Genomic DNA, 25,274 nt, shown 5'->3' with positions numbered 1-25,274 from the left:
TGCGTGTTGTTATGAAGATAAGTGAACTTAATACTAGTTATTATTATTTCTAGGGAAATAAATAACAACAACTACTACCTCATTCGAGTATGTTATTATATGCCTGTGGTTAGCGTCTCGATGCCGGCCGAACTCCTCGAGCGACTCGATACGTTCGCCGACGAACACGAGTACACCGGCCGAAGCGAAGTCGTCCGTGAGAGCGCACGAACGCTTCTCTCGGAGTTCGAGAACGAACAACTCGCGAGCCGGCCGCTCGCTGCAACCGTCGCCGTCCTCTATGATTTCGGCACTCGGAGCGTCGAACGTCGGATCACGCACCTCCGTCGCGAGTACGAAGCCGACGTTGCCACGAACGTTCACAGCCACGTCGACGACTACTGTCTGGAGCTGTTCGTCCTCGAAGGTGATCTCGAGGCGATTTCGTCGTTCGTCGGCCGGGTCCGCTCGATAGAGGCGGTCGAAACGGTCGACTACTCGCTGCTGGCGCTCGACGTCCCTGCAAAACTGGCACCCTCCGACGTGGAGTCCGCTCAGCGACTCGAGTAACCGGTCCCCGACTCGCCGACGTACTGGACCGTGTCGACGCCCGGCGCGACGGACACCCGGTCGACCAACTCTCGCGTCGCCATATCGATCACCGCGACCGTGCCGTCGGCGTCCGACGGCGTGACGAAGTAGTCGCCGCCGGCGACACCCGTCCGGTACCGGCCGTCTATCCCGCCGACCTCGAGGCGGTCGACCTCCTCGCGTTCGTCGACGTCGAGCACCGCGACGTCCGGCGTCTCGGTGTTCGCCGCGAAGGCGTACAGCGCGTCGTCGCCCTCGTGGTAGCGCAGCGCGCCCGGCTCGCCGTCGACGTCGATCTCGCCCACGATCTCGCTGTCCTCGCTCGTCGCGTCGATGAACCGCACCGTCTCCCCGTCGAGGACCGCCAGTAGCGCCCCGTCGGGCGAGAGGTACATCCCGCCGTCGAACGGGAGTTCGTCGACGAGTTCGTCACTTTCGGTGTCGACGACGGCGGTTTCGCCGACGCCCGACCGCTGGAAGTACGCCAGCCCCGTCTCCGGTGCGTACGCCTTGTAGTGGGTGCCGCCCGTCTCGCCGAGGTCGACGTACCCCGTCTGCTCCCTGTCGGCCAGATCGATCGTCGTCGCCGCCGGCGCGGTCACGTTCGCCCCGTAGGCTCGGTCGCCGAGATCGGGGTGGGAGAGCAGTTTGCCGTGGCCGCCGTCCTCGAGGCCAGACTCGACGGTGTCGAGCACCTCGAGCGTCTCGGTGTCGACGACGTAGAACGCCCCCTCGGCGTCGGAGTGCGCCCAGATTTCGCCCTCGACAGGGTTGTAGACGTGGACCGGATCGGGGCCGACGTCGACCCATCCCTCGAGTTCGCGGGCGCCCGTATCGATGACCGCAAGCCGGGCGCGGCTTCCCTCGGCGACGAAGATCCGCTCGAGGTCGTGGGTGATCCGCGGATCACCCCACTCTGCGCCGTCGAGATCCGCCTCGAGTTCCTCGACGACTTCCCCTCGTTCGGGATCGAGGAGCGCGATCGAATCGGGGGCGAACGCGTAGACGAGCCCCTCGCTCCCCTCGTCCGCCGGCTCGTCGCCGGGTCCGTCGTCGGCCCGATCGTCGCCCTCGTCGCTTCCGCCATATTCGTCCCCTGTGGGTTCATCTCCGTCGTCTCCGAGACAGCCGGCCATCCCGACAGCGAGTGCGCCGCCGGCTCCCGCGACGAACCGGCGTCGATTGATCGGCGCGTGCATACCGGCAGTCGGCATCGACGCCTCTTTCCGGTTCTGGTGCGATCCTCGAATTCGAGTGAGCGACTGTCACGCTGGTGCTGTGCGCCCTCGCGGCGGTCACTCCTCTCGCATCCGCCGGTCGAAGCGGATCGTTTCGAAGAGCACCGCGAGGGTCCCGAGGAGACCGACGCCGACGGCGCCGAGCTGGAGCCAGGCCGCGAAGGGGCCGTCGGGGACGCTCTGGTGGTCGTGATCGTGGGCGTGGTCCGCCGGAATCGCGTACACCTCGACCCACTCGCTGGCGTGCTCACCGTCGATCCAGGCGGTGACGCGCACGTCCCACCACTCCGGCTCGGGCAGCGTCTGCACCGTCGAGTAGGTCCCGTCGTCGGTCTCCTCGAGGCCCACCTGGAAGTCCGTTCCGTGGCGCTCGTTTCGCAAGAACAGGTCCACCTCGCCGCCGTCGGCCGTGACGGGCTCGCCGTCGCGCTCGAGAGCCACGTCGACGACGACCGGCTCGCCTTCCTCGACGTGAGCGCGGTCGTACGCCTCGAAGGAGGGAACCACGGTGACGGTCATTTCGATCTCGCCGTCACCTCGCTCGAGAACGGCCGGCTCGGTGACGTCGCCTCCACCCGTCATCGCCGCCGTCGGCACCGACGTGATTACGCCGGAGAGGACGACGACGAGGACGAGGACGGCGACCTCGAGGCGGATCGCGCGGACGACGGAGCGAACGGTCGGATCGTCCCCGCTCGCCCGCCCGCCGTCGCCGCTGACCCGGCCTTCCGTCGCGGCCCCGTCGCTCGCCTCGCCAGCGGTTCGCAACCGGCGCAGGAGGACGAACCGGGTGAACCCGCCGAGACCGAGCGCGAGGGCGACGAGGGCCGTTTTCGCCGAGAGAGCGGTCCCGTACAGCGTCGCCCCGAGCGCCTCGAGGTCGGGGACGTGCCACGCCGCGAGGAGCAACCCGGTCGTGAGTCCGACCGTGACGGCCGTCAGCGCGACGATCGAGAAGCGCCGGATCACGTCGCCGGCCAGGGCGACTCGCCGCGTCGCGGGCGCCCGCCTGAGCAGCGGCGGAACGGCGAGCGCGAGCGCGGCCAGCCCGCCGAGCCAGAGCGCCGCGCCCCCGATGTGTGCGACGTCGACCGCCGTTCCCTCGAGTCGGGCGACCGCGTTCGCCGAGTGGCTCGTCCAGCCGATCGCGAGCTGGACCGCGAGGCCGCCGCCGACGGCCGCGGCCAGCCAGTGCCAACGCGGAACGGGCCGTCGTGTCGCCGCGATCAGCACGCCGACGGTGGCCGCGGCGGTGAACAACTGAATCAGCCATGCCCGACCGAGCCCGGTTCCGAGGTACGTCTCCAGGGCGGCCCGCGCCGACGAGCCACCGACGGCGGTCGCCTGGACGACTCCGAGCGTTGCGACGCCGACGAGCAGGGCGACTCCGCACGCCGAAAGCAGCGAGAGCGCCCGCCGGTCGACCGCTGCCAGGCCGTCCTCGCCGTGTTCGGTCGGACCGAACACCGGATAGATCGCAACCCAGAGCGTCACCGGGACGCCGACGAGGCCGACGACCGACAGCAGGACGAGCCCTTTCGCGGCCGCCTCGAGCCACGCCACCTCCTCGTCGTCGCTCTCGTCGTGGACCGCCAGCAGCTGGTCGCGGTCGAGTTCGCCCTCGCCGACGACGAAGAGGTACGTTCCGCTCGTCGTGTGGCCGTCGTCGGCAAGCACCTCCCACTCGACGACGTAGACCCCTTCGGCGTCCGCATCCGCCTCGAGCGGCGCGGTGACGACCTGGCGATTCTCGGGGTCGATCGTCGCCTCACCGCTCACGTCCTCGCCGTCTGGTCCGGTGACAGCGACGTCCGCGAGTTCGACGCCGTCGCCGGTGAACTCGAGGACGACCTCCTCGGGGAGTTCGTCGACGGTTTCGCCCTCTCCGGGGGAGGCGTCGTGGAGGTAGGCGTGGGCGCCGACGGGTGCGGCGAACAGCAGACAGACGAGGAGGAATACGGCGCCAGCGCGCCTCGTCCTCCATCCGGTTGCGTGTCGCTGGCTCATCGTGTCGATACGTTCGTTCGGGGCTGATCGACGATAACGACTCGCTCTCGGAGGTTGCTGACTCGTGGCTGCACTGTCGGTGCTTGGCGGGCCGTCACTCTGTCCGTTCTGGTTCAGTTCTCGAATCGAGCGCGCCCCCGTTCGCGGTTGGCACAGCCGACCCTCGGATCGAACCGGTCCCCGACCGACCGACACCGGCTGTCCGTCTCCGTGTTCAGGAACGTCTCCCGGACTCGCTCGCGCGCCTCGGCGTACTCGTCGGCCTCGAGGACCTCGCCGAGTCGCTCGAGGACCTCGTCGAACTCGGTCGCGACGGGGCCCGGCGTTACCGCCTCGTAGTCGAGGTAGAAGCCGCGTTCGGCCAGGTAGGCGTCGAGATCGAAGGGGTAGAAGGCCACCGGCCGGTCGAGGTGGAGGTAATCGAAGTAGATCGACGAGTAGTCGGTGAGCAACACGTCAGCGTACTCGAGCAGCGGATAGACGTCGACATCCCCGGGAACCTCGACGATGCGGGAGAACTCCCCGCCGAGGTCGATCGACTCCGCGGGGTGGGGCTTGAACAGGAGTCGGGCGCCCCGCTCGGCCAGCCACTCGTCGAGCGCCTCGAGGTCGAGGTGATCGACGACCGCCTGCCCCGTTTCGCGGTGGATCGTCGGCATGTAGAGGATCGCCGGTCCGTCCTCGTGGTACCGGCGGTAGCGCTCCTCGAGCGCCTCATCTCGCGTCGGGTCCTCGCCTCGCCAGACCCCCGCCGGAACGTCGTTCCGCGGGTAGCCCGCCGCGAGCACCCTATCGGCCTCGATCCGGAAGGCGGCGGCGAACGGCTCGACCATCGCCTCGCTCGGGACCGTGATCCAGTCGTAATCGTCGGAGAGGCGATCCTTCAGCAGTCGCTTCAGTCGCTCCCGGCGATCCCTGAGTTTCGGGGCGTCCCAGCCGATCCGCTTCAGCGCGACCCCGTGCCAGAGCAACACCTTCGTCGCGCCGCCCGCACACCAGCGGTTCACGTCGGGCATTCCGTGGGTCACGAAGACGTAGCCCGCCCGGAGCGAGAGCCACCGGCCCCGGATCGAGTCGGCGTGGTACGCCTCGTACCCTCGCCGCTCGAGGGCGGCGACCACCTCGTCGTTTCTCGACAGCCACACCGCTCTGACGTGCTCCCGCCGGTCGGCCGTGTGCACGTAGAGATACTTCGCGTTATCCCGGAAGGCGTCGCCGCCGCTCGAGCCGAACAGCCACAGGGAGTCGTCCCGCGGGCTCACGAGCGAGAGAACGAACAGACAGGCCGAGAGGAGGCCGTAAAGGCCGCGTCGGATCACAGCGACTGTTCGGGATGCGCCTGCCACCGGAGCCGCGCGCGCTCGAGGTCTTCGGCGGTGTCGATCTCCATCCAGGGTTCGCGGATCTCGACGTAGCCGATCTCGCGGTCGTCGAAGAGCCGGTCGAACGCCGCCTCGTACCAGTCGGTAACCGCTCCCTCCTCGACGAACGCCTCGAGATGTTCGAACAGCAGCGCCGCGTCCGGAGCGGTGAACCGCGAGACGCCGATGTACTCCCCGTCGCCGTCGTCGAGGTAGACGCCGGTCGCCCGGTCCTCGCCGTCGAGGTCCTTCCCGATGGTTTCGACCTGGCCGGCGTCGAGGGCGACCTGCATCTCCTCGTCCTCGAGGGCCTTCCCGGGGTCGACGAGCAGCGCGCTCCCGTCGGCCTCGTGTAAGCGCCCGAGGCTCGTCGCCCCGAACAGCGTGTCCGCGTTGACCAGGGTGAACCCACCCGCTGCGTACTCGCGGGCGAGCCAGAGCGAGTAGATGTTGTTCGTCGACGCGTACCGCTCGTTGTGAACGAACTCGACGGCGAGTCCCTCCCGCGACCGACAGTGGGCCTCGATCTGCTCGCGCTCGTACCCCGTGACGACGACCGCCTCGTCGTAGCCGGTGGCCTCGAGCGCGTCGAAGATGTGCTCGAGGATGGGCTGTCCGCCGACGTCGAGAAGCGTCTTGGGGGTATCGTCCGTGAGCGGCTGCAGCCGTTTCCCCTGGCCGGCGGCGAGGACGATCGCTCGTCGTTCCGTCTCCATGTGTGGTGCAGTCCTCGACCTCCTATTTATATATGAAGCAGTTAGTCGCGCTTGGGCTCTTGCTATCGGTCGCTACGAGAGCCGCGTGAGGTGTTTGTTGGAATCGGAGACGGTATACTTGAGCGTCGAGAGCGGTGCTGCACCGTTTATTCGGGGAATAAGGGACGGATCGGTGTCCGGGGTGATGAACGTCTCCGATCCTCCTCCCCTGACGGCGTACTCGTGGCTCTCGCTGACGACCTCGCGTGCTGCCGGCGTCCAGTCGTAAAACGGGTACGAGAACCGATCGATCGAGACTCCGAGTTCGGACTCGATCCGTTCCGCCCCGCCGGTGATCTCCTCGCGCAACGCCGCCTCGTCGTCGATCTCTGCGAGCGAGACGTGGCTCGCCGTGTGCGAGCCGATCGTCACGAGGGGGTCGTCGGCAACCGCCCGAAGCTGGTCGGCCGTCATGAACGATTCCCCACGCAGCTCCGTTAACGCGGGGTCCTCACCGAGCGTGTCCGCGATGACGAACACCGTCGCCGGGACCGAGTACTCCCGGAGCAACGGTCGGACCGTCTCGTAAAACGACTCGAGGGCGTCGTCGAAGGTCAGCGCGATCCGTTTTCGCTCGCTCGGCTCGCGGACCGCCGGGAGGTCGACGATCTCGTAGGCATCGGTGAGCCACTCGAGCTGGCGTCGAAACTGCGCCGGCGGGATGTCGTCGTAGCCGCCACCGCCGACGGAGTGATACACCAGCACGTCGTTGTGGCTGTCCGGAAGCCGCTGGTAGATCCCGGTTCGACCCAGTGTCCGAAGCGCCCGTCTCGCGCCGCCGCGTATCATGCGCGTCCCCCCTTTCCGTGCGACCTGGCCCCCTCTCTCCGGGACTGGTCGGCCCACTCGAGGATCCCGCCGCCGGTCCGCGCGAGCTTACTCAGGGAGTCGATCGCGTACAGCCCGGCGATCTCGCGGCCGCTCGGCCGGGCCTCGCGAGCGGTGAGTCGCTCGTAGAAACCCCGTGGATTCGGCGGCAGGAACTTCCGGGGGTGAAGCGGGTGGTCGCGCTCGGCGTCCTCGGTTCGGTCGGGGTAGTACACCTGCTTCTGGATCGCACCGCGGCCGATCCGGACCTGTTTTTTCAGCCACGCCCGGAGGTCCGAGCGCGCTGCGTGGTACATCGTGATCTCCGGCTCGAAGTGCTGGTCGAAGCCGGCCGCGGCGACGCGCTTGCCGAACTCGCCGTCGCCCTGCGAGACGATCCGCTCGTCGAATCGCCCGACCGCCTCGAACACCTCGCGTCGGAGCGAGAGGCTGCCGGTGCCGGTGAAGTTCCGCTCTCGCATGTACTGCTCGACTGGAAAGCCGCCGAGCGTGCGGTCGTAGGTCGCCGTCAGCGTCTCCTCGCCCTCGACGTACAGTTCGACCGGACAGCCCATGTAATCCCAGCCGTGGGCTTCATGGGAGGCGACGATCGACTCCGCCCAGTCGTCCTCGACGGTCATGTCGGCGTCGATGAACGAAACGAGCTCCCCCCGGGCGTGTTCGATCCCCTCGTTTCTCGCGGCGTACGAGCCCTGGACCTCGTCCTGTACGAGCAGCGTGACGTTCTCACAGAACGACGAGACGGCCCGGATCACCTCTCGAGTACCGTCGGTGCTCCCGTTGTCGACGGCGAGCACCTCGTACTCCTCGGTCGGATACGTCTGGTCGGTCACCGACTCGAGGGTCAGCCTGATCCCCCTCGGGTCGTTGTAGACCGGGACGACGACCGAGAGCGCGGGCCCCGACTCGCTTGCAGTGGTCACGTCTCCTCGCACCACGGCACCCGTTCTAAAACCGTCGATACGGCCAGATAACGCGGCGGTTCAACACATTCATGGTCGCCGGTGTGGACCCGAGGGCATGAGCAGCGTTGTGGACACGATCCGGCGGCGCGAGTCCGCCGACGAGAGTCAGTTCCCCTCGACGTCGATCGTCATCGAGTGGGAGAACGTCATCCACGCCGACGAGCGCCGCTCCGAGCGGATGCTTCGGGAACTGAACGCCCAGCTGGCGGCGCTCTCGGATCGGTTCCCCGAGACGCCGGAGATCATCTTCGTCTACAACCCCGAGGACGTCGAGGAGACGCAGATCCGACACCTCGCGTCGCTCCACCTCGACGACCGCCACGAGCCACAGTTCGTCGCCTCGCCCGGATCGCACTTCTACGAGCTGAAAAACGTCGGCGCGGAGCGCGCAACCGGCGACGTCCTCGTCTACATCGACAGCGACGTCGTCCCGCAGGAGGGCTGGCTCGAGGGCATCGTCTCGCCGTTTCTCGAGGAGGGAACCGACATGGTGCTCGGTCACCCGTACGTCGAAACCGACACCAGGTACAAAGCCGCCGTCGCGATGTTCTGGTTCTTCCCGACCGAGGAAGAGGAGTACGAGGGGTACATGGCCTGTAACGTCGCGTTCTCGCGCGAGGCGTTCATGGCGTACCGGTACCCGGAAGAAGCCGCCTACCGCGGTCAGTGCGTCGAGCTACAGCGCCGACTCGAGGTTGACGACCGCGGGCTCTCCAACGCGCCGAACGCGACGGTGTCACACCCGGCGATGAACGGGATCGGCCACTTCGTCAACCGCGCGGTCTGTAGCGGCTACGACTCGGACTTCTGGTACTGCTACGGCGAGGAACGAAGCACGAAAGACCGCGCGAAAGCGGCGGTTTCGAAGCTCAAACACCGCGCGAAGCAGGTGGGGTACAACGTCCTCTCGCGCCGGGAGTCGGTTTCGAACGAGCCGACGACGGTGGCGCTCGCGCTCGTCCTCGGCGCGTCGTACTACCTCCTCGAGTTCGTCGCGCGGCTGGTCAGTATCGTCAACCCGGAGCTGATCCGTCGACACTTCCGCATCTGATGCGGGCGTCTGGCAACCCGGTTCGAATTGACGACGGATCCCGATGAACCCCCCAAGCAAGCTTCCAGGCCGGGCGCTCGAGATCTACCGGGAGCACGGCCTCGACGTGCTGGCCCGGAAGGCCCTCGGGTTCCCGAAGTCGGTCGTACTCCACCGGGGCCTCGAGCTCGTCTCCCGCGACGAACTGGAAGCCCTCGCAGACGATCGCGGGCGGCTCTGGCTGGAAGAGCCGGCGTCTGCGTGTCGGATTCCGGAGCGCGACGTTCCCCCGGCGCTCGGGCAGTTCGCCGGTGTTTACGAACCGGAGCCGCGGTTCCTGTCTACGCTTTCCGACTGCCGCCTCGTCGGCCGGAGTGCGGTCGCCCAGCTCGAGGGCGGCCGTTTCGTCCTCGACACCGCCGGCTCGGATGCCGAGCACTTCTTCGCCGAGCACACGGATCTCCTCGGATCGAACACCGCGCTGACACTGGCTGCCAGAAATCTCCTCTCGCGCTCGCCGGCGGGTCATCGAGAGATCCGGTCGCCGGTCCTGGCGCTCGTCCCGTTCTACGACAACTACTACTACCCCTGGCTGGTCGAGTATCTCCCCAAACTCCGGATGGCCGAGCGCTACGAGGCGGAGACGGGACGCGAGCCGGTGGTGCTGGTCGACGCGGACGCCCCGTCGTTCGTCGGCGAGACGCTGGCACTGCTCGGCTACGGCGATCGATGCCTCGAGTGGGACGGGCGCGCGTGTCGGGTCGACGAGCTTCTGGTCACGGACCACCGGCTGATGACGTCGTGGGCGGGGCCGAGGTACGGCTTCGATCTCTCGGTCGAGGACTGTCGGTGGATTCGCGAGACGCTCCGGGCCGGCGTCGATCCTCCCCAGGCGAACGACGGCTCGCGGCTGTACATCTCCCGTCAGGAGACGGACCGGGGCCGCCGGATCGCGAATTACGACGAGATCGAACCCGTTCTCGCCGACTACGGCTTCGAGTCCTACGTCTTCGAGTCGCTCTCGGTCGCCGAGCAGTTCCGGCTGGTCTCGAACGCCGAGGTCCTCCTCTCGCCACACGGCGCCGGCCTCGCGAACATGCTCTTCGCGACGGACCCGCTGATCGTCGAGCTGTTCCCCGACACCCTCGTTCGCCCCTCGTACTACCTCCTCTCGCAGCTGTTGGGTTTCGAGTACGAACCGATGATCGTCGACGCGGCCGCCCACGACCCACACGACGACCTGCGCGTCGATCCGGACCGGCTGGCCGCTACGCTCGAGGACCGCCTCGGCGGGTCGACCTAACTCGCCGAACGACCGTCGCTGGCAGCCGTTATCGCACGCTCGTCTTCGTCCCCTCGCTCCATCGACGCCCGCTCGGCGACCGTTCCCTCGAGGACGTACTCGAGGTAGAGTTCGGCCGCGAGGCTGTCGAGCGGGTAGGGCAGTTTCGTACAGAGCCGACGCTTCAGGCTGGCGGTGTAGTCGGGTTCGTGGACCGGCAGCGGTCGGCTCAACTCCTCGGAGATCGTGGCGTCCTCGAGCCAGGCGAGGAACTCACTCGCCCCGCCGTACGGCAGGTCGGCGCCGTGAGGGTCGGCTCGATCCTGGAGTTCGAACCAGAACCGCGCCTTGACGCTGCCCGAATCGAACGTCGCGTCCTCGAGGTGCGTGCGGATCCGGTCGAAGGTCTCCTCGTCGACTGAGAAGCCGTAGTCCGCCGGATCGTAGCCCGCAACGAGGAGTCCGGTGGTCGTGTGGAGACAGGTGCCACACCGGTTGCAGGACAGCGAGGCCTCCCCGCCGTAATCGCAGCTACTGAGCTCCCAGGCGGTTTCCCGCCCCGCGAAGTGCTCGCCGATCAGTTCGATCTTCTCCTGGCGCGTCGTCCCGACGGCGTCGGACTCGACGGCGGTTCCCGACCAGCGCAGGGCGTCAACGAGTCGCGGCTGTGCGGAGTTGGGGAACCGCTCGTGGGGCATGTAATCCGCGGATTGATAGACGGTCGTGATCCCCTCGGCGTGTGCGATCGGCGCCGTGAATCCCGGGTAGCCGATGCCGAAGAACATCGCCCGATCCCAGGAGTCGTTGAGCCAGTGTCTGAAGGCGAGGTTCACGGCGAACTTGTCGACGATCGACTTGACGTTCGTTTCGACGTAGTGGGCACTCAGCCCGTTCTCGGCCGCGAAGGCGTCCATCATCCGCGGACGCTTCTCCCAGAGGTTTCCGCGCGTCTCGCGTTCCTTTCTGACACAGATGAGGTGGGGCTCCTCCTCGCGATGGTTGAGGTACGTCGCCGTCGAGTCGACGCCCCCGGTGAACAGCACGCCGGCCGCCTCGGTTTCGTAGCTGCCGGCCGGTCGGGCGTCGACGCTCGTCTCGTACCGGACGGGGGCGACCCCCTCGAACGGCGCGTCGGGGTACTGCTCCGCGTAGGCGTTCTGGAGCGCCGAAAGCGAGTGCAGGAACTGAAAGTCGATCCGGTCGACCGACACCTCGGTTCCGGCGATCCACGCGAGCGGACAGAGCGTGGTCAACAGCGGGACGACCAGGATCGAGTCGGGGACGTCCGAGACGTCCCTCGAGTACCGAACGTACGGGTCGACGCCGGTCAGAAACCGTCCGAACCGACGCGAGTACGAGAGTTCGTATCGCACCTCACAGCCGTCGTGGACCGAGATATCGTCTACCGAAACGGACGGACGCGTACGAATCAAGACACCTGCCCGGTACCACTCAGCGACATGTAAACGGTTACGATACGGCAACGGGATCGATGTCCGGAAGAACACCCCGTCAGCCCGAGCCCGCGGACTCGAGTGCGGCGGCTGCGATGGCGCGTTGTCCGTGGTGAGGAACCGGTCAGAGCGGACCGATGGTCGCCGAATCCCGGCCCTTATTTACGCAGACGGAAATGATCGGATCATGACTGCTCTCGCCCTCGCGTCGAAGGCCGTCTCGAGGTTGCGCCGAGATGGGGTGCGGACGACGCTCTCGGCGGCCCGCGAGCGCGTATCCGACCGGCTCGAGCGCTACCGGGTTCGTCGAACGTACGAGTATACCTCGAGGGGACCGACCGTGATCGAGGTCGATCCCACCGAGATCAACCGGTTCCTGATCGAGGGCCCCCATCCGGCCACCAGCTACCGGGAGGAAAAGGGGCTCGCGACCAAACACGAACTCGACAAGGCGCTGTTCCCGATCGACCGGCTCAAGGGCGCCGTCGTTCCCGGCGAGTGGGATCGCTACGGCAAACCCCACCGCTTCGACCGCGTCTACGTCGGCATCAGGGAACGATTCGTGGACGGAACGCCCTGGGAGGAGACGGAGTACGGCCAGCACATGCTGGTGCTCGACGAACTGTACGGCCACGCCTTTTTCGAGCGCCGAACCGAGCGCTGTGAAACCCTTCGTCGAGCTATCGCGACCGACGGCTACAGGGCGGACGCGATCGAAAACCGCAACGTCGCCGTCAACGTCGGTCGGGACGGCGACCTGCTCTTCAACAACGAGAACGGCCACCACCGGCTGGCGCTGGCGAAGTTCCTCGAGGTCGATCGGATCCCCGTGGTCGTCGTCGCGCGCCACACGGCGTGGGAGGCGGTTCGCGAGGAAGTCGCCGCCGCGGGCTCTGTCGACGAACTGAGCGAGCGCGCGCGTCGTCACCTCGCCCATCCCGACGTTCGGCCGCTTCACGGGTTCGACCGGGAGGCGGGACCGATCGACGCTGCCCTCGGCTCCGCTCGAGCCCTGCTCGGCCGGTGAGCTAGTTCGGCGTGAACCGACCCTCGCCGACCATCGCCTCGAGCGGGTTGTCCTCGATCTCGAGGGGGAGGTCGACGCGCTCCCGTCGCCGCGCGGACTCCCAGCTTCCGAAGATCAGTTCGGTCGCCGTCAGCGCCGTCTCGGCTCCGAGCACCGACTCCCGTCCCTCGAGTGCGGCGTCGACGACCTCTTGCAGCGCCCGGTGGATGTACGGCTCGAGGAACGGATCCCGGCCGTACTCTGCGATCTCGTCGGCGATGGGCCGCAGCAGTTGCGGGCCGGGCAGCGTGTCGTCGGCGGTCCGCATCGCGGCGACCGCGAGCCCCGGGTCGGTCGCGACGTGTGACACCCGCTCTAGTCCGGTGTCGACCGCCGTCCAGCCGTCCTCGTCGGGGCCGCGCACGCGGAGCGACGGGCCGCCGTCGCGACCGATCTCGATCCGCCCCCTCGAGCCGACGAGCGTCATCAGCGAGCGCCGATCGCTCACGCCGGTCTCGGCGAACCCGGTGACGCCGCTGTCGTACTGCCACTCGCTCATCGCCCGGTTCTCGTTGTGAACGCCGTAGCGGACGTCCTCGTCGTCGTAGACGAGAATCGCGCGGACCCACTCGGGCGTCGCGTTCTCGGTGTAGTACTGGCACAGATCGAAGAGGTGGGTGCCGAAATCGTAGAGGTTCTTCCCGCCGAGTTCGATCCGCTCTACGTCGCCGATGCGCCCGTCGTCGAGCAGCGCCTTCGCCTGCCGGAACGGCCCGGCGAACCGGCGCTGGTGGTTGATCGTGAGCGCGACCCCCTCGTTCTCGCAGTCCGCGACCATCCGCTTGCAGTCGCCCCAGGTCGACGCTATCGGCTTCTCGCAGTGGATCGCGTCGACGCCGGCGGCGGCGCAATCGGCGACGAGGTCGGCGTGGGTGTTCGCCGGCGTGCAGACGCTGACGAGGTCCGGCGAAGCGGACTCGAGCATCGCCTCGTGATCCGTGTACACGCTTCCGGCTCCGAGACCGTACTGATCGGCGAACGCCCTCGCGTTCTCCTCGACGATGTCGACGCAGGCGACGAGCCTGCAGTCGTCTATCTCTCGGTAAGCGGAGGCATGTCGGTACCCCATCGCGTATCCGGTGTCACCGGCTGTCTCGGGGTCGGGGCCGGTGCCGATGACGGCGACGTCGAGTGTCATGCTACCGCCCTCTTTTCCAGCCCGGCGTATATACTCCGCCGTTACGGACCGCCGCGACCCCGCTACTCGAGGTCGCGGAGGTCCGGATGGTCGGGAATCGTCCCGTTCGCGTAGAGGCGGTCACGGTACGCCATCCACTCGGGGTGTCTGACGAGGAAGGCGACCGGCATCGAGTCGAGTCCGACGAGCTTCGCGAGCGAGGTCCGGTGATCGCCGGCGACGTGAAGCAACTCCCCCGTGCGGCCGACGTCGACTAACACCTCGCCCGCCGTCAGGTGGAGAACGCTCTCGTGGTGCTCGTTTCCGCGTTCGCGTAGCTCCCGCTGACTGTTGAATCCGGAGTTCTGAAACTCCTCGTACAACTCGTCGAAGAAGCGACACTGCTCGAGGATCTCCTCGGGCGACGAACACCCCTGCCAGGCCTCCTCGCCCCGTCGGGCCGCCTCGAGTCGCTCCCGGATGAGATCGATCTCCGTCCAGTCGGCGCCGTCGACGAAGCGCTCCTCGAACATCCGGTAGGTGCGTTTGTTCTCGAACAGCGCGTCCTCTCCCCACGACGCGTTGGGTGCGTCGGCGATCCCCTGGTGGTCGGGACGAGGGCGGTCCCAGTCGCCCCCCGTCACGGTTCCGAACAGCCGCGACTTCCCCTCCCAGGCCGGATACGGCCGCAGCGACGACCGCGTGATTCGCGCCGGATCGACGTACTCGACTTTGAACGGATCGAGCGGCGCGTCGTAGCGGTCGATATCTCGAGTGTACGCGCGGCGGTAGTAGGTTGGCGCGAGACGCCAGTAGAGATCCGGAGCCACCGTCCGGAGCCCCGACAGCGGTCCCTCCTCGACCAGCCGCTTGCCGGCGTACCCGACCCCCTTCTCGCGAGAAACCCTGACCGCTCGTCGCGGGAGTGCGCTGACTCGTCCCCTCACCCCGCTGCCAACGAATTCGGCGGCCTTCCGACTGAGTCGTCCCAGCCGGTTCGGTTTGTCCATATTCGTCCCAGTCTCGGACTGTGGTTAAAAATACGCTTGCTCCACCATGACCGCACCCGATTCCATCGTTTCTGGCACCCCACTCGCACGTCCGATCCCGCTCGTTTTCGCTTGCTCGACTCGAGGTTCGTTCGGTGCAGATTCGCTCGGCGTTGGCACTCCTCGCGAGAACGTATTCCGAGCAGAAGCGCCGAAGCCAGGACTCGAACCTGGGACCGCCTCGTTAACAGCGAGGTGCTCTACCAACTGAGCTACTTCGGCTTATCTTCAGGTTGTCGGGAGGATTTGATAGGGCTTTCGTTTTTCCACCGGCGGCGCGCCGCCTTCGCACACCCGGTGGGCCGTCGCTTCGATACGCTTTCCCGCACGCCTCGAGTAGACGTCCGCAATGACCGACGAGGACGCCGCCGACTCCACCGACCTCGAGGCCGTCGTCGCTCGCGTTCACGATCGGATCGATCCCGACGCCGACGAGCGCGCCCGCCTCGATGCGGCCGCTCGAGCGCTTCGCGAGCGCGCGACGGCCGCCGCGACCGACCTGTGTGAGGGTGCCGACGTCGTGCAGGTCGGCTCGACGGATCGGGGGACCTGGATAAGCGGCGACCGCGATATCGACGTTTTCGTCCGCTTTCCCCCGGAACTCGACCGCGAGACGCTCGAGCGCTACGGGCTCGCGGTCGGCCACGAGACGCTCCCGCAGGGCCACGAGGAGTACGCCGAACACCCCTACGTGAAGGGGAGCCACGACGGGTTCGACGTCGACGTCGTCCCCTGCTTTCGCCTCGAGGACGCCACCGAAATTCGGTCGGCAGTCGACCGGACCCCGTTTCACAACAGCTACCTCGAGGCCCGACTCGACGACGACCTCGCGGGGGAGATCCGGGTCACCAAGCAGTTCCTGAAGGGGATTGGCGTCTACGGCTCGAACCTCCGCACGCGGGGATTCAGCGGCTACCTCACCGAGTTGCTGGTCGTCGAGTACGGCGGGTTTCGGGCGTTGCTCGAGGCCGCCGCCGACTGGTCGCCGCCGGTCGAGATCGATCCCGAGGACCACGGTACCGCGAGCTTTTCCGATCCACTGGTCGTCATCGACCCAACCGACCCCGAGCGCAACGTCGCCGCCGTCTGTTCGCCCGAGAACGTCGCCCGCCTCCAGCACTACGCCCGCGACCTGCTCGCCGAGCCACGACTCGAACTGTTCGAACCCGACGACCCCGCCCCGCTCACCGAAGACGCTCTCCGCGAGCACCTCGAGGGCCGCGAGACGACCCCCGTCGCGGTGCGCTTTTCCGCCCCCGACCTCGTCGACGACCAGCTCTACCCACAGCTCGAGAAATCGCTCGAGGGGATCACCGCGGGACTGGCGGCCCACGAGTTCGACGTCCTCCGCTCGGCGGCGTTCGCCAACGAAACTGCCGTCGTCCTCGCCGAACTCGCCGTCACCGAGCGACCGGCGGTCGAACGCCACGACGGCCCGCCGATCCACGTCCGCCCGCACGCCGAGGGGTTCTACGCGGCCTACGCCGACGACCCCGACGTCTACGGCCCGTTCATCGACGGCAACCGCTACGTCGTCGAGCGCGAACGCGAGTTCACGACCGCGCTCGAGTTCCTCGAGAGCGAGTCGCTGTTCGACGTGGCGCTGGGCGCGCACGTCCAGACGACGCTCGCCGAGGGCTACGAGGTGCTGGTCGGCGAGGAGCTGACGGCGCTCTGTGGGGAGTTCGGCGTCGACCTGGCGCGGTACTTCGAGCCGACGCCCTGAGGCGGCCGGTGCGCTGGATCGGCCGCAGTGCCAGTCGGCCGAGGTCAGGACTCGAGTCCGTGCGCTTCGGCCACCTCGGCCAGCACCGCCTCGACGTCGTCTCCCACCTCGCCCTCGGGCTCGATCGGCTCGCGACCGTCGAACGTCTCGTGGACCAGCGCCACGCTGTCGGCGAGCACTTCGAGGCCGTAGCCGCCCTCGAGGACGAACGCGAGCGCGGCGTCCGTCCCCTCGGCGAGGCTCCGCAGGCGGTCGGTCATCACCGCGTAGGCCTCCGTCGTCAGCCGCACCCGCGAGATCGGATCGTGGCGGTGGGCGTCGAACCCGGCGCTGACGAGGAGCAGGTCGGGGTCGAACGACTCGAGGGCCGGACGGACGACGTCATCGAGGGCCGCGAGGTAGTCGACGTCCTCGGCACCGGCGGGCATCGGGACGTTCATCGTTGCTCCCTGACCGTCTCCCTCACCGGTTTCGTCAGCCTCGCCGGTTCCAGGGTACAGCCCCTGCTCGTGGATCGAGCAGGTGAAGACGTCGCCGCGGTCGATGAAGATGTCCTGCGTGCCGTTGCCGTGGTGGACGTCCCAGTCGATGATCGCGACGCGGTCGGCCCCGTGATCGTCGATCGCGTGCTGGGCCGCGACGGCGACGTTGTTGACGAAACAGAAGCCCATCGCGTCGTCGGTGACGGCGTGGTGGCCCGGCGGTCGCCCGATCGAAAACGGCGTCTCCCGGCCGTCGGCCCCCTCGAGCGCCGCCTCGGCGGCCCAGCAGGCCAGCCCCGCACTCCGCGTGGCGGCGTCCCAGGTTTCCTCGACGGCGGTCGTATCCGGATCCCAGTTCCCCCCACCGTCGGCACAGAACTCCCGGACGTGCTCGACGTACTCCCGGTCGTGAACGGCGGCGATCGTCTCGACCGTCGCGGGGTCAGCCTCGACGTACTCGACGCCGTGTTTTCGCTTCAGTCCCTCGCGAATCGCCCGCAGTCGGTCCGGCGTTTCGGGGTGACGGGCACCGGGGTCGTGTTCGAGACAGATATCGCTGTAGCCAAAGCGCATGGGCTCACTCGAACAGCGAGAAGTAGGTCTCGATGTCCTCGGCGATGATCGTCCGTCTATCGGCGTGGTGGGCGAGAATCGCCGCCGCCCGCGCCACGTTGTCGGCGTAGTCCTCGAGGATGTCCGCGAGCGCGATGCGGGCGTCCATCGAGACGCGATAGCGGTCGTCGATCCGGATCCGGGCGATCCGGTCGACCGGCGCGACCGGTAGCTCGAGGTCGGCCTTATCGACGACTGTCCCGACGTCGAAATCCGCAGCCATCAACGTCTTTCGACCGTCTGCAGTCGCCCGTTCGGCGGCATCCGCCGCGAGCACCGCGCCGTGTTCCTGAATCCGTTTCGCGAGTTCCTCCGACGCGCCGGCACTCACCCGAAGTTCGCCCGCGTTCCGCCGGATGATGGTGTCCACCGGGGCGAACGGGAGTTCGACGTTCATATCTTCATACCGGAAGCTAGCACCCTTAACGCTTTTCCTAGCGGCGGGACGCCCCTCTCGGGACGTTAGAAGACGTCCGTGGCCTCGAGGCGGCCGTCCCGAACGACGCCGCGTGCGGTCACTTCCTCACCGAGACCGACGTCGGCGGTGGTGTCGACGCTCATGGTCGCTTCGCCATCGTCGAGAACGACGGGGTCGCCGGCCTGGACGACGACACCCGTGAACTCGATCTCCTCGCCGTCGGCTGCGGGTTCGTCGTCGGTCCCCGCGCCGGCCGACCCTGCGTCCGTCGCCGCGCCGGTTCCCGCGGAGTCGCTCGCCTCTTCGGCGTCGTCACCCGCGAACGATGCGAGATTCGCGGAGTCCGAGGATTCCTCGGATGCGGCGTTTCCTCCCGCGTCCGCTCCCGACTCGAGCACCGTCACCGTCGACCGCCAGCCGGCGGAGGCCTCGAGGTCGTCCTGCCAGCCGTCCTGGATCTCGACGTCCGCGAGGGCGACCTCGTCGCCGGGGCCGACGTCGATGTCGGCCTTCTCGCCCCACATCGCAACCCGAATGTCGCCGGTGGCGTCTTGTACTCGAATATTTCGGACCTGCCCCTCCGAGCCGTCGTCGCGGTCGAAGGTGCGTTTCGGGTCCGCAGAACGAACGACGCCCGCGATGTCGACCGTCTGGTCGATCTCGAGGGACTCGATCGACGTGCTCTCGGGGACGTAGTCGACCGCCTCGTCGACCGCCTCGACGGCGCCGCGGTTGCCGACGTGGAGTTCGAGGTTGCCGTCGCGCTCGCGGACGTAGCCGTCGATCACCTCGACGGAGGTGCCGGGCTCAAGTTCGGTCGCGCGGTCCGCCTGCTCGTCCCAGAGGGTCACCCGCACTCGACCCGTCGGATCGCCGAGGGTGACGTTCGCGACTTTCCCCTCCGAGCCGTCGTCGCGATCGAAGGTGCGGACGCTGCCGGTGTCCAGCACGAGGCCGACGAGGCTCACGTCCGAGAGGCCGAGCGAGAGCGCCTCGACGGTGTAGGTGTCCGTGATCTGCACGTCGATCTCGACGTCGTCGTCCGGTTCGACGTCGTCGACGCTCACCTCGATGCCGCTGAACCCCTCCTTCGGCCGGCCCTTGATCCGGAGCACCTGGCCCTCCTCGAGTTCGTTCGCCGCGGCCTCGGCGTGTTCGTCCCAGAACGCCGCCCGGACCGCGCCGGTTTCGTCTGCGACCTCGACGTTGACCACGCGGCCGTCCTCGTCCTCGCCGTCGCGTTCGAACGTGCGAACCTCGCCGATGCTGACGACTTTTGCGAGGAACTTCACTTCCTCCATCCCAGGCTCGATGTCGGCGACGCCGTTGACCTCGCTCTCGCCGATCTCGTGGGCGATGAGCATCGCCGCCGTCTCCTCGTCCGCGAGCCCCCCCATCTGCTCGACTTTCTCCTCGACGGCCTCGCGAAACTCCTCGAGAGAGACGTCGGCCTCGAGGTCCTCGTAGATCCCCTCGATATCGCTCATACTATCTAGCCTCGTTCATGAGTAGCCCGCGCATAAGCGTTGTCCATTCGCCGCCGAGCCGCGATTCGCTGACCCGTCGAATCTTACCTTCCTGGTCGCCTGTCGCGGTCGTTCTCTGAAAAACGGGCGTGGACGTACATCGGCGCTCATAGCGGCCTGTGGCTCCGCGATCCGATATAAACGTTGCCCGGCTTACTCGTCGCGGTCGGCCTCGGCGACGGTCGTCGTCTCCTCGCCGTCCGCGTGGACGACCGTCACGTGCTCGGGCGGCTTGTCGAACGTGAGCGTCGCCTCGTACTCGAGGCGCCCCAGACACTGCTGGCAGGCCTCTGCATCATCGCTTTCGACGCCGATCTCGACGGTCAGCTCGCCGTCCTCGACCGTCACCTCCTCGATGACGGCCTCGTGGCAGGGGTCGGAGGCGCCGATGGAGCCCGTGATTTCGACGCTGTCGCCGTCAAACGAGACGCTGGCGCTGCTCGCCGCGCTCTCGCCGTCGGCGCACTCGGCGTCGGTCGTTTCGATCTCTTCCTCGCTCGCGCCGTTGTCGACGCCGTTCTCGCTGTCGTCGTCACCGTCCGTATCGTTGGATTCGTCAGCGTCTCCGTCGTCAGCCCCATCGGCGTCTCCGTCGTCAGCCTCGCCTGTATCTCCGTCGTCACCCCCGTCCGTGTCTCCGTCGTCGGTTTCGTTCTCCTCCCCATTACTGCCGTTGTCGTCACTTCCGGGAGTTCCTCCGTCGGGACTCCCCTCATCGAGACAGCCCGCGAGCGCCCCGGCCGCCGTGATCGCCGTTAGTCGCTGAAGCAGGGTTCGTCGTTGCATGGGCGCTGTATCGTCCCCGTGGGTAAAAGTAATAATCCACGGTGAAATTCCTCTTTCACTTCGGATCGTTATCACGTCTCTTCGGGGCGCCTCGAGCCATCGATCGCCCGAAACGGTTGCGGTGGTTTCGAAAGTGCTTTAACCGGAACCACGCTACGACAAGATGAGTCCTGGTAGGGTAGTGGACTATCCTCTTGGCTTGCGGAGCCAGGGACCGGAGTTCAAATCTCCGTCAGGACGCTTTTCCGAACACAACAACGACGAGCGAGGAGTCGGAGACGAAAGCCACGATGGAGCTAACTACGGGATCGTCTCTCGTCTTTTACCTCTCCCTCGAGTCGCCTACTGACTAGACTTCCCTCCGCGGTCCTCCTCGGCGGGTACACGGTCGTCTGTCGCCTCCGGAAGCATCACGAGTTTCTCGTTACCCACTCGAGTTCGTTCGACGGCGCCGTCGGCTTCCATCCGCGTCAACACTCGGCTAACGGAGTACTCGGACCATCCCGTCTGTTCGACGATCTCCTGTTGGCGCATCCGTCCGCCGGTGTGCCTGAGAAGCCACCGAACGTACGCGGTAAGCGTTAATCCGGTTTCAAGCCGTACCTGCATCGCCGTCGAGTGGGTCGTCGACACCTCGTTATCGTCGATACTGTCCTGTTCCCGCTCGACCGATGGCCCCCCGGAACCGAGACGGTCACGAACGCACGTGAAAATCCCCCTGCCACCAATCATGTGTTATGTTATCGTATGTCATGATGGTTGTAACTCACGGCTTATAACTCTATCTGTGACCGGATAACACGGCTGTCGCCGTCACGAAAGTTGGTGAGAGGAGTAAGCCCCCTTCTGTTCATCCCGGCATTCGGCTGAGCGTCCGACCCGCCCGCGAATCGCGGCGTGTTCGGGCTACCAACGGGGCGGACTTGCACCGGTGAGGGTTCGCCGTTCCATCGATCCTCGGCCGTCGACGTCCGACTGATTGCGCCGCGTTTCGTGGTTCCGATTCGGAACCACACGCGCAACCTGCGGCGTTGAACCGCGAGCGGACGTCAGTACTCTCGGCGGGTTCACTCCCCTTCCTCGCGGTCGGGTTCGCGCGCCTCATCGATCGGGCCAAGACGTGTCGTTTCTGTTCCAGAGCCAGCGGTCTTCCGCTCCGGACTTGCGTCCGGTCACCCGCCCGAACGGTGGGGGGACTTTCCTCGCGAGCGTGGCCCATCCGCGGGGGACGAACCACGTTGAACAGGGGTACCGTCACCGGCATCCCCGCCGCGGCAGCCGGGCTCTCTCTCCGGTGTTCGGTACGAACCACGGCCGAATAAGTGCCGCGGTCGGATCCGCGGCCGAAGGGAAGCGCTTTAGGTTGATTATCTCATGACTGTCTGTATGTCCCAGCGACAGGGCGTTGACCTCTCCTACGAAGACGGGGCACGTGCGGTCGAACTCGCGCGTGAGTCCGTCGAGTCGTTCGTCCAGCACGGACAGCGTGAGCACCCCGGTAGCATGCGAGAAACGTTCTACGAACGCACCGGCGCGTTCGTTCGTCTTGAGTCCACCCGCGGTCGGGGCAGCCTTCGGGGCTGTGCCGGCGGCTACCGCTCGGGCGAGCAGCTCGGTCACGTGATCGTCGACGCGGCGATCGAGGCCGCAAGCGAGGATTCCTGTGGCTCGGAAGTCACGCCCTCAGAGCTTCCCAACCTCACCGTCTCCGTCTGTACGGTGCGAAACGTCATTTTGACCGACGATCCGCTTGCCGACCTCGAGCTCGGCACCCACGGCGTCGCCGTCGACGGCGGCGGCGAGGGCGGCTGGCTCTACCCGACCGTTCCCGTCGAAAACGGCTGGAGCGAGCGCGAGTACCTCGATCGAACCTGTCGCAAGGCCAAACTGCCGCCGACGGCCTGGCAGGACGACGACGTCGTCGTGACCCTGTTCGAGGGCCAGGTGTTCCGCGAGCGCAAGGCCGACGGTAGCGTCGAAGAGGTCTGAGTCCCCGGACACCGAGAGCGACCCGCCGCCGACCTCCTCCCGGACTCACCCCTCGAGCGAGCCGTGGGCCTCGAGATAGCCGTCGATCGCCGCGAGCAGCAACTGGAGCGCGAGCCAGCCCGCCGCGAGCCGGAGCGCGACTGTCGTGACGGTACCCACGGAGAGACGGGACTGACCATCGTGCTGGCGACGTATCCGGCGAAAACCGCGACTACTGCGATGGCGCCGAGTCAGAAGAACAGCGGTTCGCGACCGCGGCCGGGCATTCCGTCGGCCCGGGATGAAACGCACCCATGCGAAACGGCTGCCGGGTGACTATTACAGTCTGGCTGTCAGCCGTCGACTCGCCCGAACCCGACCGCCTCGGCGTCGGCGAGACAGCGCTCGGTCGCCGCCTCGAGGTCGTCCTCCCGCACTACCTCGCCGTCACGGAGCAGCGGCTCGAGCAGCGGCTCGGCGTCGGCCGGCCCCTCCCGACCCACGAGGCCGACGTGGTGGCCGCCGTCGGCGGTGCGGTAGACCTCCTTGACGCCCGCCAGTTTCCCCCGCTTGGAGACGGGTTCGCCCTCGAGTTCGACGATGTCGAGGCTGAAGTCCACTGCGGGCGCGCCCGTGATGTGGCTGCCGACGCCGAAGCCGTCGGCGACGTCCCGGAGCTCCCGGAGGGCGGCGGCGTCGAGCCCGCCGCTGCAGAAGATTTCGACGTCCTCGAACCCGCGGGCGTCGAGTTCCCAGCGCACCTCGCGGACGATGTGGCGGAAATCGCCGCGCCGGGAGCCGGTCGTGTCGAGGCGGACGCCGTCGAGTCGGTCTCCCAGCGTCTCCGCGGCGAGCAGGCTCTCCGCCTTCTCGTCCCAGAACGTGTCCGTCAGCGCGATCCGCGGCACGTCTTCTGGAACCGCCTCGTCGAACGCTTCCCAGGCCGCCGCCTGCTCCCCCTCGCCGAAACAGAACATGAGCGCGTGGGGCATCGTGCCGCCCGCCTCACGGCCGAGGATCTCTCCCGCTGCGACGTGCGAGAAGCCGTCTAGCCCTGCCAGGAGCGCCGCCCGCTCGACGACCGACGCGATCGACGGGTGGACGTGGCGCGCGCCGAAGGAGAGCACCTGCGAGTCGGGAGCCGCCCGGCGGGCCTCGAGTGCGGCCGTCGCGAACCCGCTCGCCTGGGAGAGAAAGCCCAGGAGAGAGGTTTCGAGTTCTGCGAACGCGAGGTAGTCGCCCTCGATCCGCAGGACGGGGCCGCCGTCGAACAGTCGGCCGTCGGCCAGCGCGTCGACGTCGACGTCGCGGCCTTCGAACAGCGTGGCGACGTCACGGATGCCGGTGAACACCTCGAAGGCGCCGGTCGAGAACTGGTCGGCGGTCACTTCGGCGACGACGTGGGGGTTCTTTCCCGCGTGCTCGAGGGTGGTCCGGGTGCGCTCGAAGTAGGCGTCGGTCGCGGTAGCGTCGAGAATCGCCTCGGCGGAGACGGTTCCGAACGGGTTCGACATACCGGTGGATTCCCGCGGCAGGCGTTAAAACTGCTCGATTCCGGGAAGTCACCCCGCGATAGCGAGGCCTGCGCCTCCGGGGGGTCCAGAACCGACCGCGAGGCGTAATGTCGCGGCCGTCGTTTCGGTCGGTCGCACCGCCTCGAGATCGTCGACCGTCGGCGCGCCGACGAGTTCCACGGTGTCGCCGTCGACGGTAACGCGATGGGCACCCGCGAACGGGCCGTCCTCGATCCGGTAGGTGTCCGTCTCGACCTGCGTCGCGTTCCGGTACTCGAGGACGTCGCGGTAGGCGTCGGCGAACTCGTCGGCGTCAGCCTCGGACTCCCAGGCGAGTCGCCAGACGTGGGCGCTCCGGTTGTCCGCGTCCTGGTAGGCGACGAAGCTGTCCCCGGTCCAGCCGTTCGTCACGGGGTGTGAGTAGTTGTACGGCGAGGAGCCCCTCGCCCCCTCGGTGAGCGGTCTGTTGACGGCGCCGTTCGCCCAGAGGGCGGCGAACAGCGTCGCCTCACCGACGGTTTCGGTCCGCAGTTCGTCGCCGTCGCCTCGAGTGAACGGCTCCCAGTCGTCGCTCGAGCGGTCCTTGAGGTCGACGTCGACCGGCTCCGTGGGGTAGCGCTCGGGGTGGATCAGCTCCGCGGTGCTCTGCGGTCGCTCCGCGAAGGCTTCGTCGACGGCCGCCCAGCCGCCGCTCTCGTGGCGGTGTTCGACGAACGCCAGCCCCTCCGCGTAGGGCGCGTACACCGAGAGGAACAATCCGGGGTTGAACGGTCTGGCCTCGAGGTCGCTCCCGTTCGCGGTGTCCTGGGTTTCGTTTCCATCCGCGCCTTCGGCGGCTTCGCCATCCACTGCGGTCGCCTCGCCGCGAGCGGGTAGGCACTCCCACTCCTCTCCGCAGCGCTCGGCGTACAGCAGCGGGACGTAGTTCGCCTCCCCCTCGAACAGCCCCGTCTCGGCCCGCTGCTCGTCGAGGGTCACCGCCTGCCGGTCGAGTCGGTCGTGCTGGTCCTGTAACGCGTGGACGAGTTCGTGGACGAGCGTGTCCCGGTCGATTCGCGTCCCCTCGCCGTCGGTCACGATCACGACGGTTCCCGAACTGTAGTAGCCCTGGACCGCCCCGCCGTACAGTTCGTCGAACGCCTCGTTGACGTCCGTGTCGCCGTCGACGACGAACGCGCCGCGCCACAGCTCGTTCGTGAACGGGTGGGCGGGCTCCGCCGCCCGGTCCGTCCGCTCGCGGTACTCCTTCCTGGTGATCACCTCGAACTCGACGTCCTCGGTGAACTGCTCGCCGCGAATGAGTTCGATCCGGGCCATCGAGCGGTACTTCACCGCCTCGAGGTCGGCCCGCGAGAGGTCGTTCGTGTCGACCTCGAGGCTGTCGTTCGCCGAGAACTCGCCGATCGTTCCCGGCTCCCGGTCGGCACCCACGTCGGCATCGGGGACGGCGGTCGGGGCGGCACAGCCCGAGAGGATCAGAACGAACACGACGGCAGCAGCCACCCTCACTCGCATTCGGC

22 protein-coding genes, 2 tRNA genes and 1 other RNA gene are annotated in these 25,274 nt (G+C 67.4%); 7 read left to right on the top strand and 18 right to left on the bottom strand.

Going from position 1 to position 25,274, the window contains the following annotated elements; all coding sequences use genetic code 11:
* Positions 1–99: 99 nt before the first annotated feature.
* Positions 100–549 (top strand): CopG family ribbon-helix-helix protein, encoded by a 450-nt coding sequence (locus AC6I6S_RS07325; RefSeq protein WP_497949083.1) that lies wholly within the window; start codon positions 100–102, stop codon positions 547–549.
* Here the strand turns inward: AC6I6S_RS07325 and AC6I6S_RS07320 are convergent.
* From AC6I6S_RS07320 to AC6I6S_RS07295, 6 genes are all read right to left on the bottom strand, one after another.
* On the bottom strand, positions 534–1,769 hold the full coding sequence (locus AC6I6S_RS07320) for a YncE family protein (RefSeq protein ID WP_497949082.1): 1,236 nt from the start codon (positions 1,767–1,769) through the stop codon (positions 534–536). The two genes, AC6I6S_RS07325 and AC6I6S_RS07320, sit on opposite strands and share 16 nt — an antisense overlap.
* Before the next feature lie 96 nt (positions 1,770–1,865).
* The gene (locus AC6I6S_RS07315) at positions 1,866–3,815 is read right to left on the bottom strand and encodes a copper resistance CopC/CopD family protein (RefSeq protein ID WP_497949080.1); all 1,950 of its coding nucleotides are present in this window, start codon (positions 3,813–3,815) and stop codon (positions 1,866–1,868) included.
* Positions 3,816–3,928: 113 nt separating this feature from the next.
* A complete protein-coding gene (locus AC6I6S_RS07310) occupies positions 3,929–5,134 on the bottom strand; it encodes a CDP-glycerol glycerophosphotransferase family protein (RefSeq protein ID WP_497949079.1) in 1,206 nt (401 codons plus the stop codon).
* Positions 5,131–5,892 (bottom strand): phosphocholine cytidylyltransferase family protein, encoded by a 762-nt coding sequence (locus tag AC6I6S_RS07305; protein WP_497949078.1) that lies wholly within the window; start codon positions 5,890–5,892, stop codon positions 5,131–5,133. Before AC6I6S_RS07305 ends, AC6I6S_RS07310 begins: the two co-directional genes overlap by 4 nt.
* 72 nt (positions 5,893–5,964) lie before the next feature.
* A complete protein-coding gene (locus tag AC6I6S_RS07300; RefSeq protein WP_497949076.1) occupies positions 5,965–6,720 on the bottom strand; it encodes a polysaccharide deacetylase family protein in 756 nt (251 codons plus the stop codon).
* Positions 6,717–7,682 carry a glycosyltransferase family 2 protein gene (locus AC6I6S_RS07295; protein ID WP_497949075.1) on the bottom strand — a complete coding sequence of 322 codons (966 nt, stop codon included), beginning with the start codon at positions 7,680–7,682 and terminating at the stop codon, positions 6,717–6,719. Before AC6I6S_RS07295 ends, AC6I6S_RS07300 begins: the two co-directional genes overlap by 4 nt.
* 97 nt (positions 7,683–7,779) lie before the next feature.
* On the opposite strand from AC6I6S_RS07295, the gene AC6I6S_RS07290 reads away from it, so the two are divergent.
* On the top strand, positions 7,780–8,775 hold the full coding sequence (locus AC6I6S_RS07290; protein ID WP_497949074.1) for a glycosyltransferase: 996 nt from the start codon (positions 7,780–7,782) through the stop codon (positions 8,773–8,775).
* Between the two features lie 43 nt (positions 8,776–8,818).
* A complete protein-coding gene (locus AC6I6S_RS07285; protein WP_497949072.1) occupies positions 8,819–10,057 on the top strand; it encodes a glycosyltransferase family 61 protein in 1,239 nt (412 codons plus the stop codon).
* Here AC6I6S_RS07285 and AC6I6S_RS07280 read toward each other — a convergent pair.
* Positions 10,054–11,469: a hypothetical protein gene (locus AC6I6S_RS07280; RefSeq protein ID WP_497949070.1), complete on the bottom strand. Its 1,416-nt coding sequence runs from the start codon at positions 11,467–11,469 to the stop codon at positions 10,054–10,056. The two genes, AC6I6S_RS07285 and AC6I6S_RS07280, sit on opposite strands and share 4 nt — an antisense overlap.
* Before the next feature lie 208 nt (positions 11,470–11,677).
* On the opposite strand from AC6I6S_RS07280, the gene AC6I6S_RS07275 reads away from it, so the two are divergent.
* The gene (locus tag AC6I6S_RS07275; RefSeq protein ID WP_497949069.1) at positions 11,678–12,517 is read left to right on the top strand and encodes a hypothetical protein; all 840 of its coding nucleotides are present in this window, start codon (positions 11,678–11,680) and stop codon (positions 12,515–12,517) included.
* A 1-nt stretch (position 12,518) separates the two neighbouring features.
* On the opposite strand, the gene AC6I6S_RS07270 is transcribed toward AC6I6S_RS07275, so the two are convergent.
* The 3 genes from AC6I6S_RS07270 to AC6I6S_RS07260 form a co-directional block, all read right to left on the bottom strand.
* Positions 12,519–13,694, bottom strand: a complete 1,176-nt coding sequence (locus tag AC6I6S_RS07270) for a Gfo/Idh/MocA family protein (RefSeq protein WP_497949068.1) — start codon at positions 13,692–13,694, stop codon at positions 12,519–12,521.
* Positions 13,695–13,756: 62 nt separating this feature from the next.
* Positions 13,757–14,683 (bottom strand): hypothetical protein, encoded by a 927-nt coding sequence (locus AC6I6S_RS07265; RefSeq protein ID WP_497949066.1) that lies wholly within the window; start codon positions 14,681–14,683, stop codon positions 13,757–13,759.
* 188 nt (positions 14,684–14,871) lie between these two features.
* Positions 14,872–14,944 (bottom strand) — tRNA-Asn (locus AC6I6S_RS07260).
* Between the two features lie 127 nt (positions 14,945–15,071).
* Here AC6I6S_RS07260 and cca point away from each other — a divergent pair.
* Entirely contained in the window at positions 15,072–16,448 is a 1,377-nt protein-coding gene (cca, locus tag AC6I6S_RS07255) for a CCA tRNA nucleotidyltransferase (RefSeq protein WP_497949065.1), read from the top strand.
* 44 nt (positions 16,449–16,492) lie between these two features.
* On the opposite strand, the gene AC6I6S_RS07250 is transcribed toward cca, so the two are convergent.
* The 4 genes from AC6I6S_RS07250 to AC6I6S_RS07235 form a co-directional block, all read right to left on the bottom strand.
* Positions 16,493–17,503 carry a histone deacetylase family protein gene (locus AC6I6S_RS07250; RefSeq protein ID WP_497949064.1) on the bottom strand — a complete coding sequence of 337 codons (1,011 nt, stop codon included), beginning with the start codon at positions 17,501–17,503 and terminating at the stop codon, positions 16,493–16,495.
* Between the two features lie 4 nt (positions 17,504–17,507).
* The gene (locus AC6I6S_RS07245; protein WP_497949062.1) at positions 17,508–17,939 is read right to left on the bottom strand and encodes a histone; all 432 of its coding nucleotides are present in this window, start codon (positions 17,937–17,939) and stop codon (positions 17,508–17,510) included.
* A gap of 65 nt (positions 17,940–18,004) precedes the next feature.
* A complete protein-coding gene (locus tag AC6I6S_RS07240) occupies positions 18,005–19,447 on the bottom strand; it encodes a single-stranded DNA binding protein (protein WP_497949061.1) in 1,443 nt (480 codons plus the stop codon).
* Positions 19,448–19,639: 192 nt separating this feature from the next.
* The gene (locus tag AC6I6S_RS07235; RefSeq protein ID WP_497949059.1) at positions 19,640–20,272 is read right to left on the bottom strand and encodes a hypothetical protein; all 633 of its coding nucleotides are present in this window, start codon (positions 20,270–20,272) and stop codon (positions 19,640–19,642) included.
* 167 nt (positions 20,273–20,439) lie between these two features.
* Between AC6I6S_RS07235 and AC6I6S_RS07230 the strand changes: the two genes are divergently transcribed.
* A tRNA-Arg gene (locus AC6I6S_RS07230) sits at positions 20,440–20,512 on the top strand.
* Positions 20,513–20,614: 102 nt separating this feature from the next.
* Here the strand turns inward: AC6I6S_RS07230 and AC6I6S_RS07225 are convergent.
* The gene (locus tag AC6I6S_RS07225; RefSeq protein WP_497949058.1) at positions 20,615–20,881 is read right to left on the bottom strand and encodes a helix-turn-helix transcriptional regulator; all 267 of its coding nucleotides are present in this window, start codon (positions 20,879–20,881) and stop codon (positions 20,615–20,617) included.
* 214 nt (positions 20,882–21,095) lie between these two features.
* Positions 21,096–21,566: RNase P RNA component (gene rnpB, locus AC6I6S_RS07220), an RNA gene on the bottom strand.
* Between the two features lie 92 nt (positions 21,567–21,658).
* Here rnpB and AC6I6S_RS07215 point away from each other — a divergent pair.
* The gene (locus AC6I6S_RS07215; protein WP_497949057.1) at positions 21,659–22,261 is read left to right on the top strand and encodes a TIGR00296 family protein; all 603 of its coding nucleotides are present in this window, start codon (positions 21,659–21,661) and stop codon (positions 22,259–22,261) included.
* A gap of 332 nt (positions 22,262–22,593) precedes the next feature.
* Here AC6I6S_RS07215 and AC6I6S_RS07210 read toward each other — a convergent pair whose 3' ends face one another.
* Together AC6I6S_RS07210 and AC6I6S_RS07205 are read right to left on the bottom strand one after the other, a co-directional pair.
* Positions 22,594–23,754 carry a nicotinate phosphoribosyltransferase gene (locus AC6I6S_RS07210; RefSeq protein ID WP_497949056.1) on the bottom strand — a complete coding sequence of 387 codons (1,161 nt, stop codon included), beginning with the start codon at positions 23,752–23,754 and terminating at the stop codon, positions 22,594–22,596.
* Positions 23,755–23,802: 48 nt separating this feature from the next.
* Positions 23,803–25,269, bottom strand: a complete 1,467-nt coding sequence (locus tag AC6I6S_RS07205; protein ID WP_497949055.1) for an Hvo_1808 family surface protein — start codon at positions 25,267–25,269, stop codon at positions 23,803–23,805.
* Positions 25,270–25,274 lie beyond the last annotated feature (5 nt).

This window comes from Natrononativus sp. DTA114, assembly GCF_059736515.1.
Note: the sequence above shows the minus strand (reverse complement) of the source record. Positions and strands in the feature narration are given on the sequence as shown.

Coding starts and splice junctions, on each gene's coding strand:
- AC6I6S_RS07205 (WP_497949055.1), bottom strand. CDS start 25,269: ATGCGAGTGAGGGTGGCTGCTGCCGTCGTGTTCGTTCTGATCCTCTCG.
- AC6I6S_RS07290 (WP_497949074.1), top strand. CDS start 7,780: ATGAGCAGCGTTGTGGACACGATCCGGCGGCGCGAGTCCGCCGACGAG.
- cca (WP_497949065.1), top strand. CDS start 15,072: ATGACCGACGAGGACGCCGCCGACTCCACCGACCTCGAGGCCGTCGTC.
- AC6I6S_RS07325 (WP_497949083.1), top strand. CDS start 100: ATGCCTGTGGTTAGCGTCTCGATGCCGGCCGAACTCCTCGAGCGACTC.
- AC6I6S_RS07235 (WP_497949059.1), bottom strand. CDS start 20,272: ATGCAACGACGAACCCTGCTTCAGCGACTAACGGCGATCACGGCGGCC.
- AC6I6S_RS07240 (WP_497949061.1), bottom strand. CDS start 19,447: ATGAGCGATATCGAGGGGATCTACGAGGACCTCGAGGCCGACGTCTCT.
- AC6I6S_RS07285 (WP_497949072.1), top strand. CDS start 8,819: ATGAACCCCCCAAGCAAGCTTCCAGGCCGGGCGCTCGAGATCTACCGG.
- AC6I6S_RS07245 (WP_497949062.1), bottom strand. CDS start 17,939: ATGAACGTCGAACTCCCGTTCGCCCCGGTGGACACCATCATCCGGCGG.
- AC6I6S_RS07265 (WP_497949066.1), bottom strand. CDS start 14,683: ATGGACAAACCGAACCGGCTGGGACGACTCAGTCGGAAGGCCGCCGAA.
- AC6I6S_RS07275 (WP_497949069.1), top strand. CDS start 11,678: ATGACTGCTCTCGCCCTCGCGTCGAAGGCCGTCTCGAGGTTGCGCCGA.
- AC6I6S_RS07250 (WP_497949064.1), bottom strand. CDS start 17,503: ATGCGCTTTGGCTACAGCGATATCTGTCTCGAACACGACCCCGGTGCC.
- AC6I6S_RS07315 (WP_497949080.1), bottom strand. CDS start 3,815: ATGAGCCAGCGACACGCAACCGGATGGAGGACGAGGCGCGCTGGCGCC.
- AC6I6S_RS07215 (WP_497949057.1), top strand. CDS start 21,659: ATGTCCCAGCGACAGGGCGTTGACCTCTCCTACGAAGACGGGGCACGT.
- AC6I6S_RS07320 (WP_497949082.1), bottom strand. CDS start 1,769: ATGCACGCGCCGATCAATCGACGCCGGTTCGTCGCGGGAGCCGGCGGC.
- AC6I6S_RS07270 (WP_497949068.1), bottom strand. CDS start 13,694: ATGACACTCGACGTCGCCGTCATCGGCACCGGCCCCGACCCCGAGACA.
- AC6I6S_RS07300 (WP_497949076.1), bottom strand. CDS start 6,720: ATGATACGCGGCGGCGCGAGACGGGCGCTTCGGACACTGGGTCGAACC.
- AC6I6S_RS07210 (WP_497949056.1), bottom strand. CDS start 23,754: ATGTCGAACCCGTTCGGAACCGTCTCCGCCGAGGCGATTCTCGACGCT.
- AC6I6S_RS07305 (WP_497949078.1), bottom strand. CDS start 5,892: ATGGAGACGGAACGACGAGCGATCGTCCTCGCCGCCGGCCAGGGGAAA.
- AC6I6S_RS07225 (WP_497949058.1), bottom strand. CDS start 20,881: ATGCAGGTACGGCTTGAAACCGGATTAACGCTTACCGCGTACGTTCGG.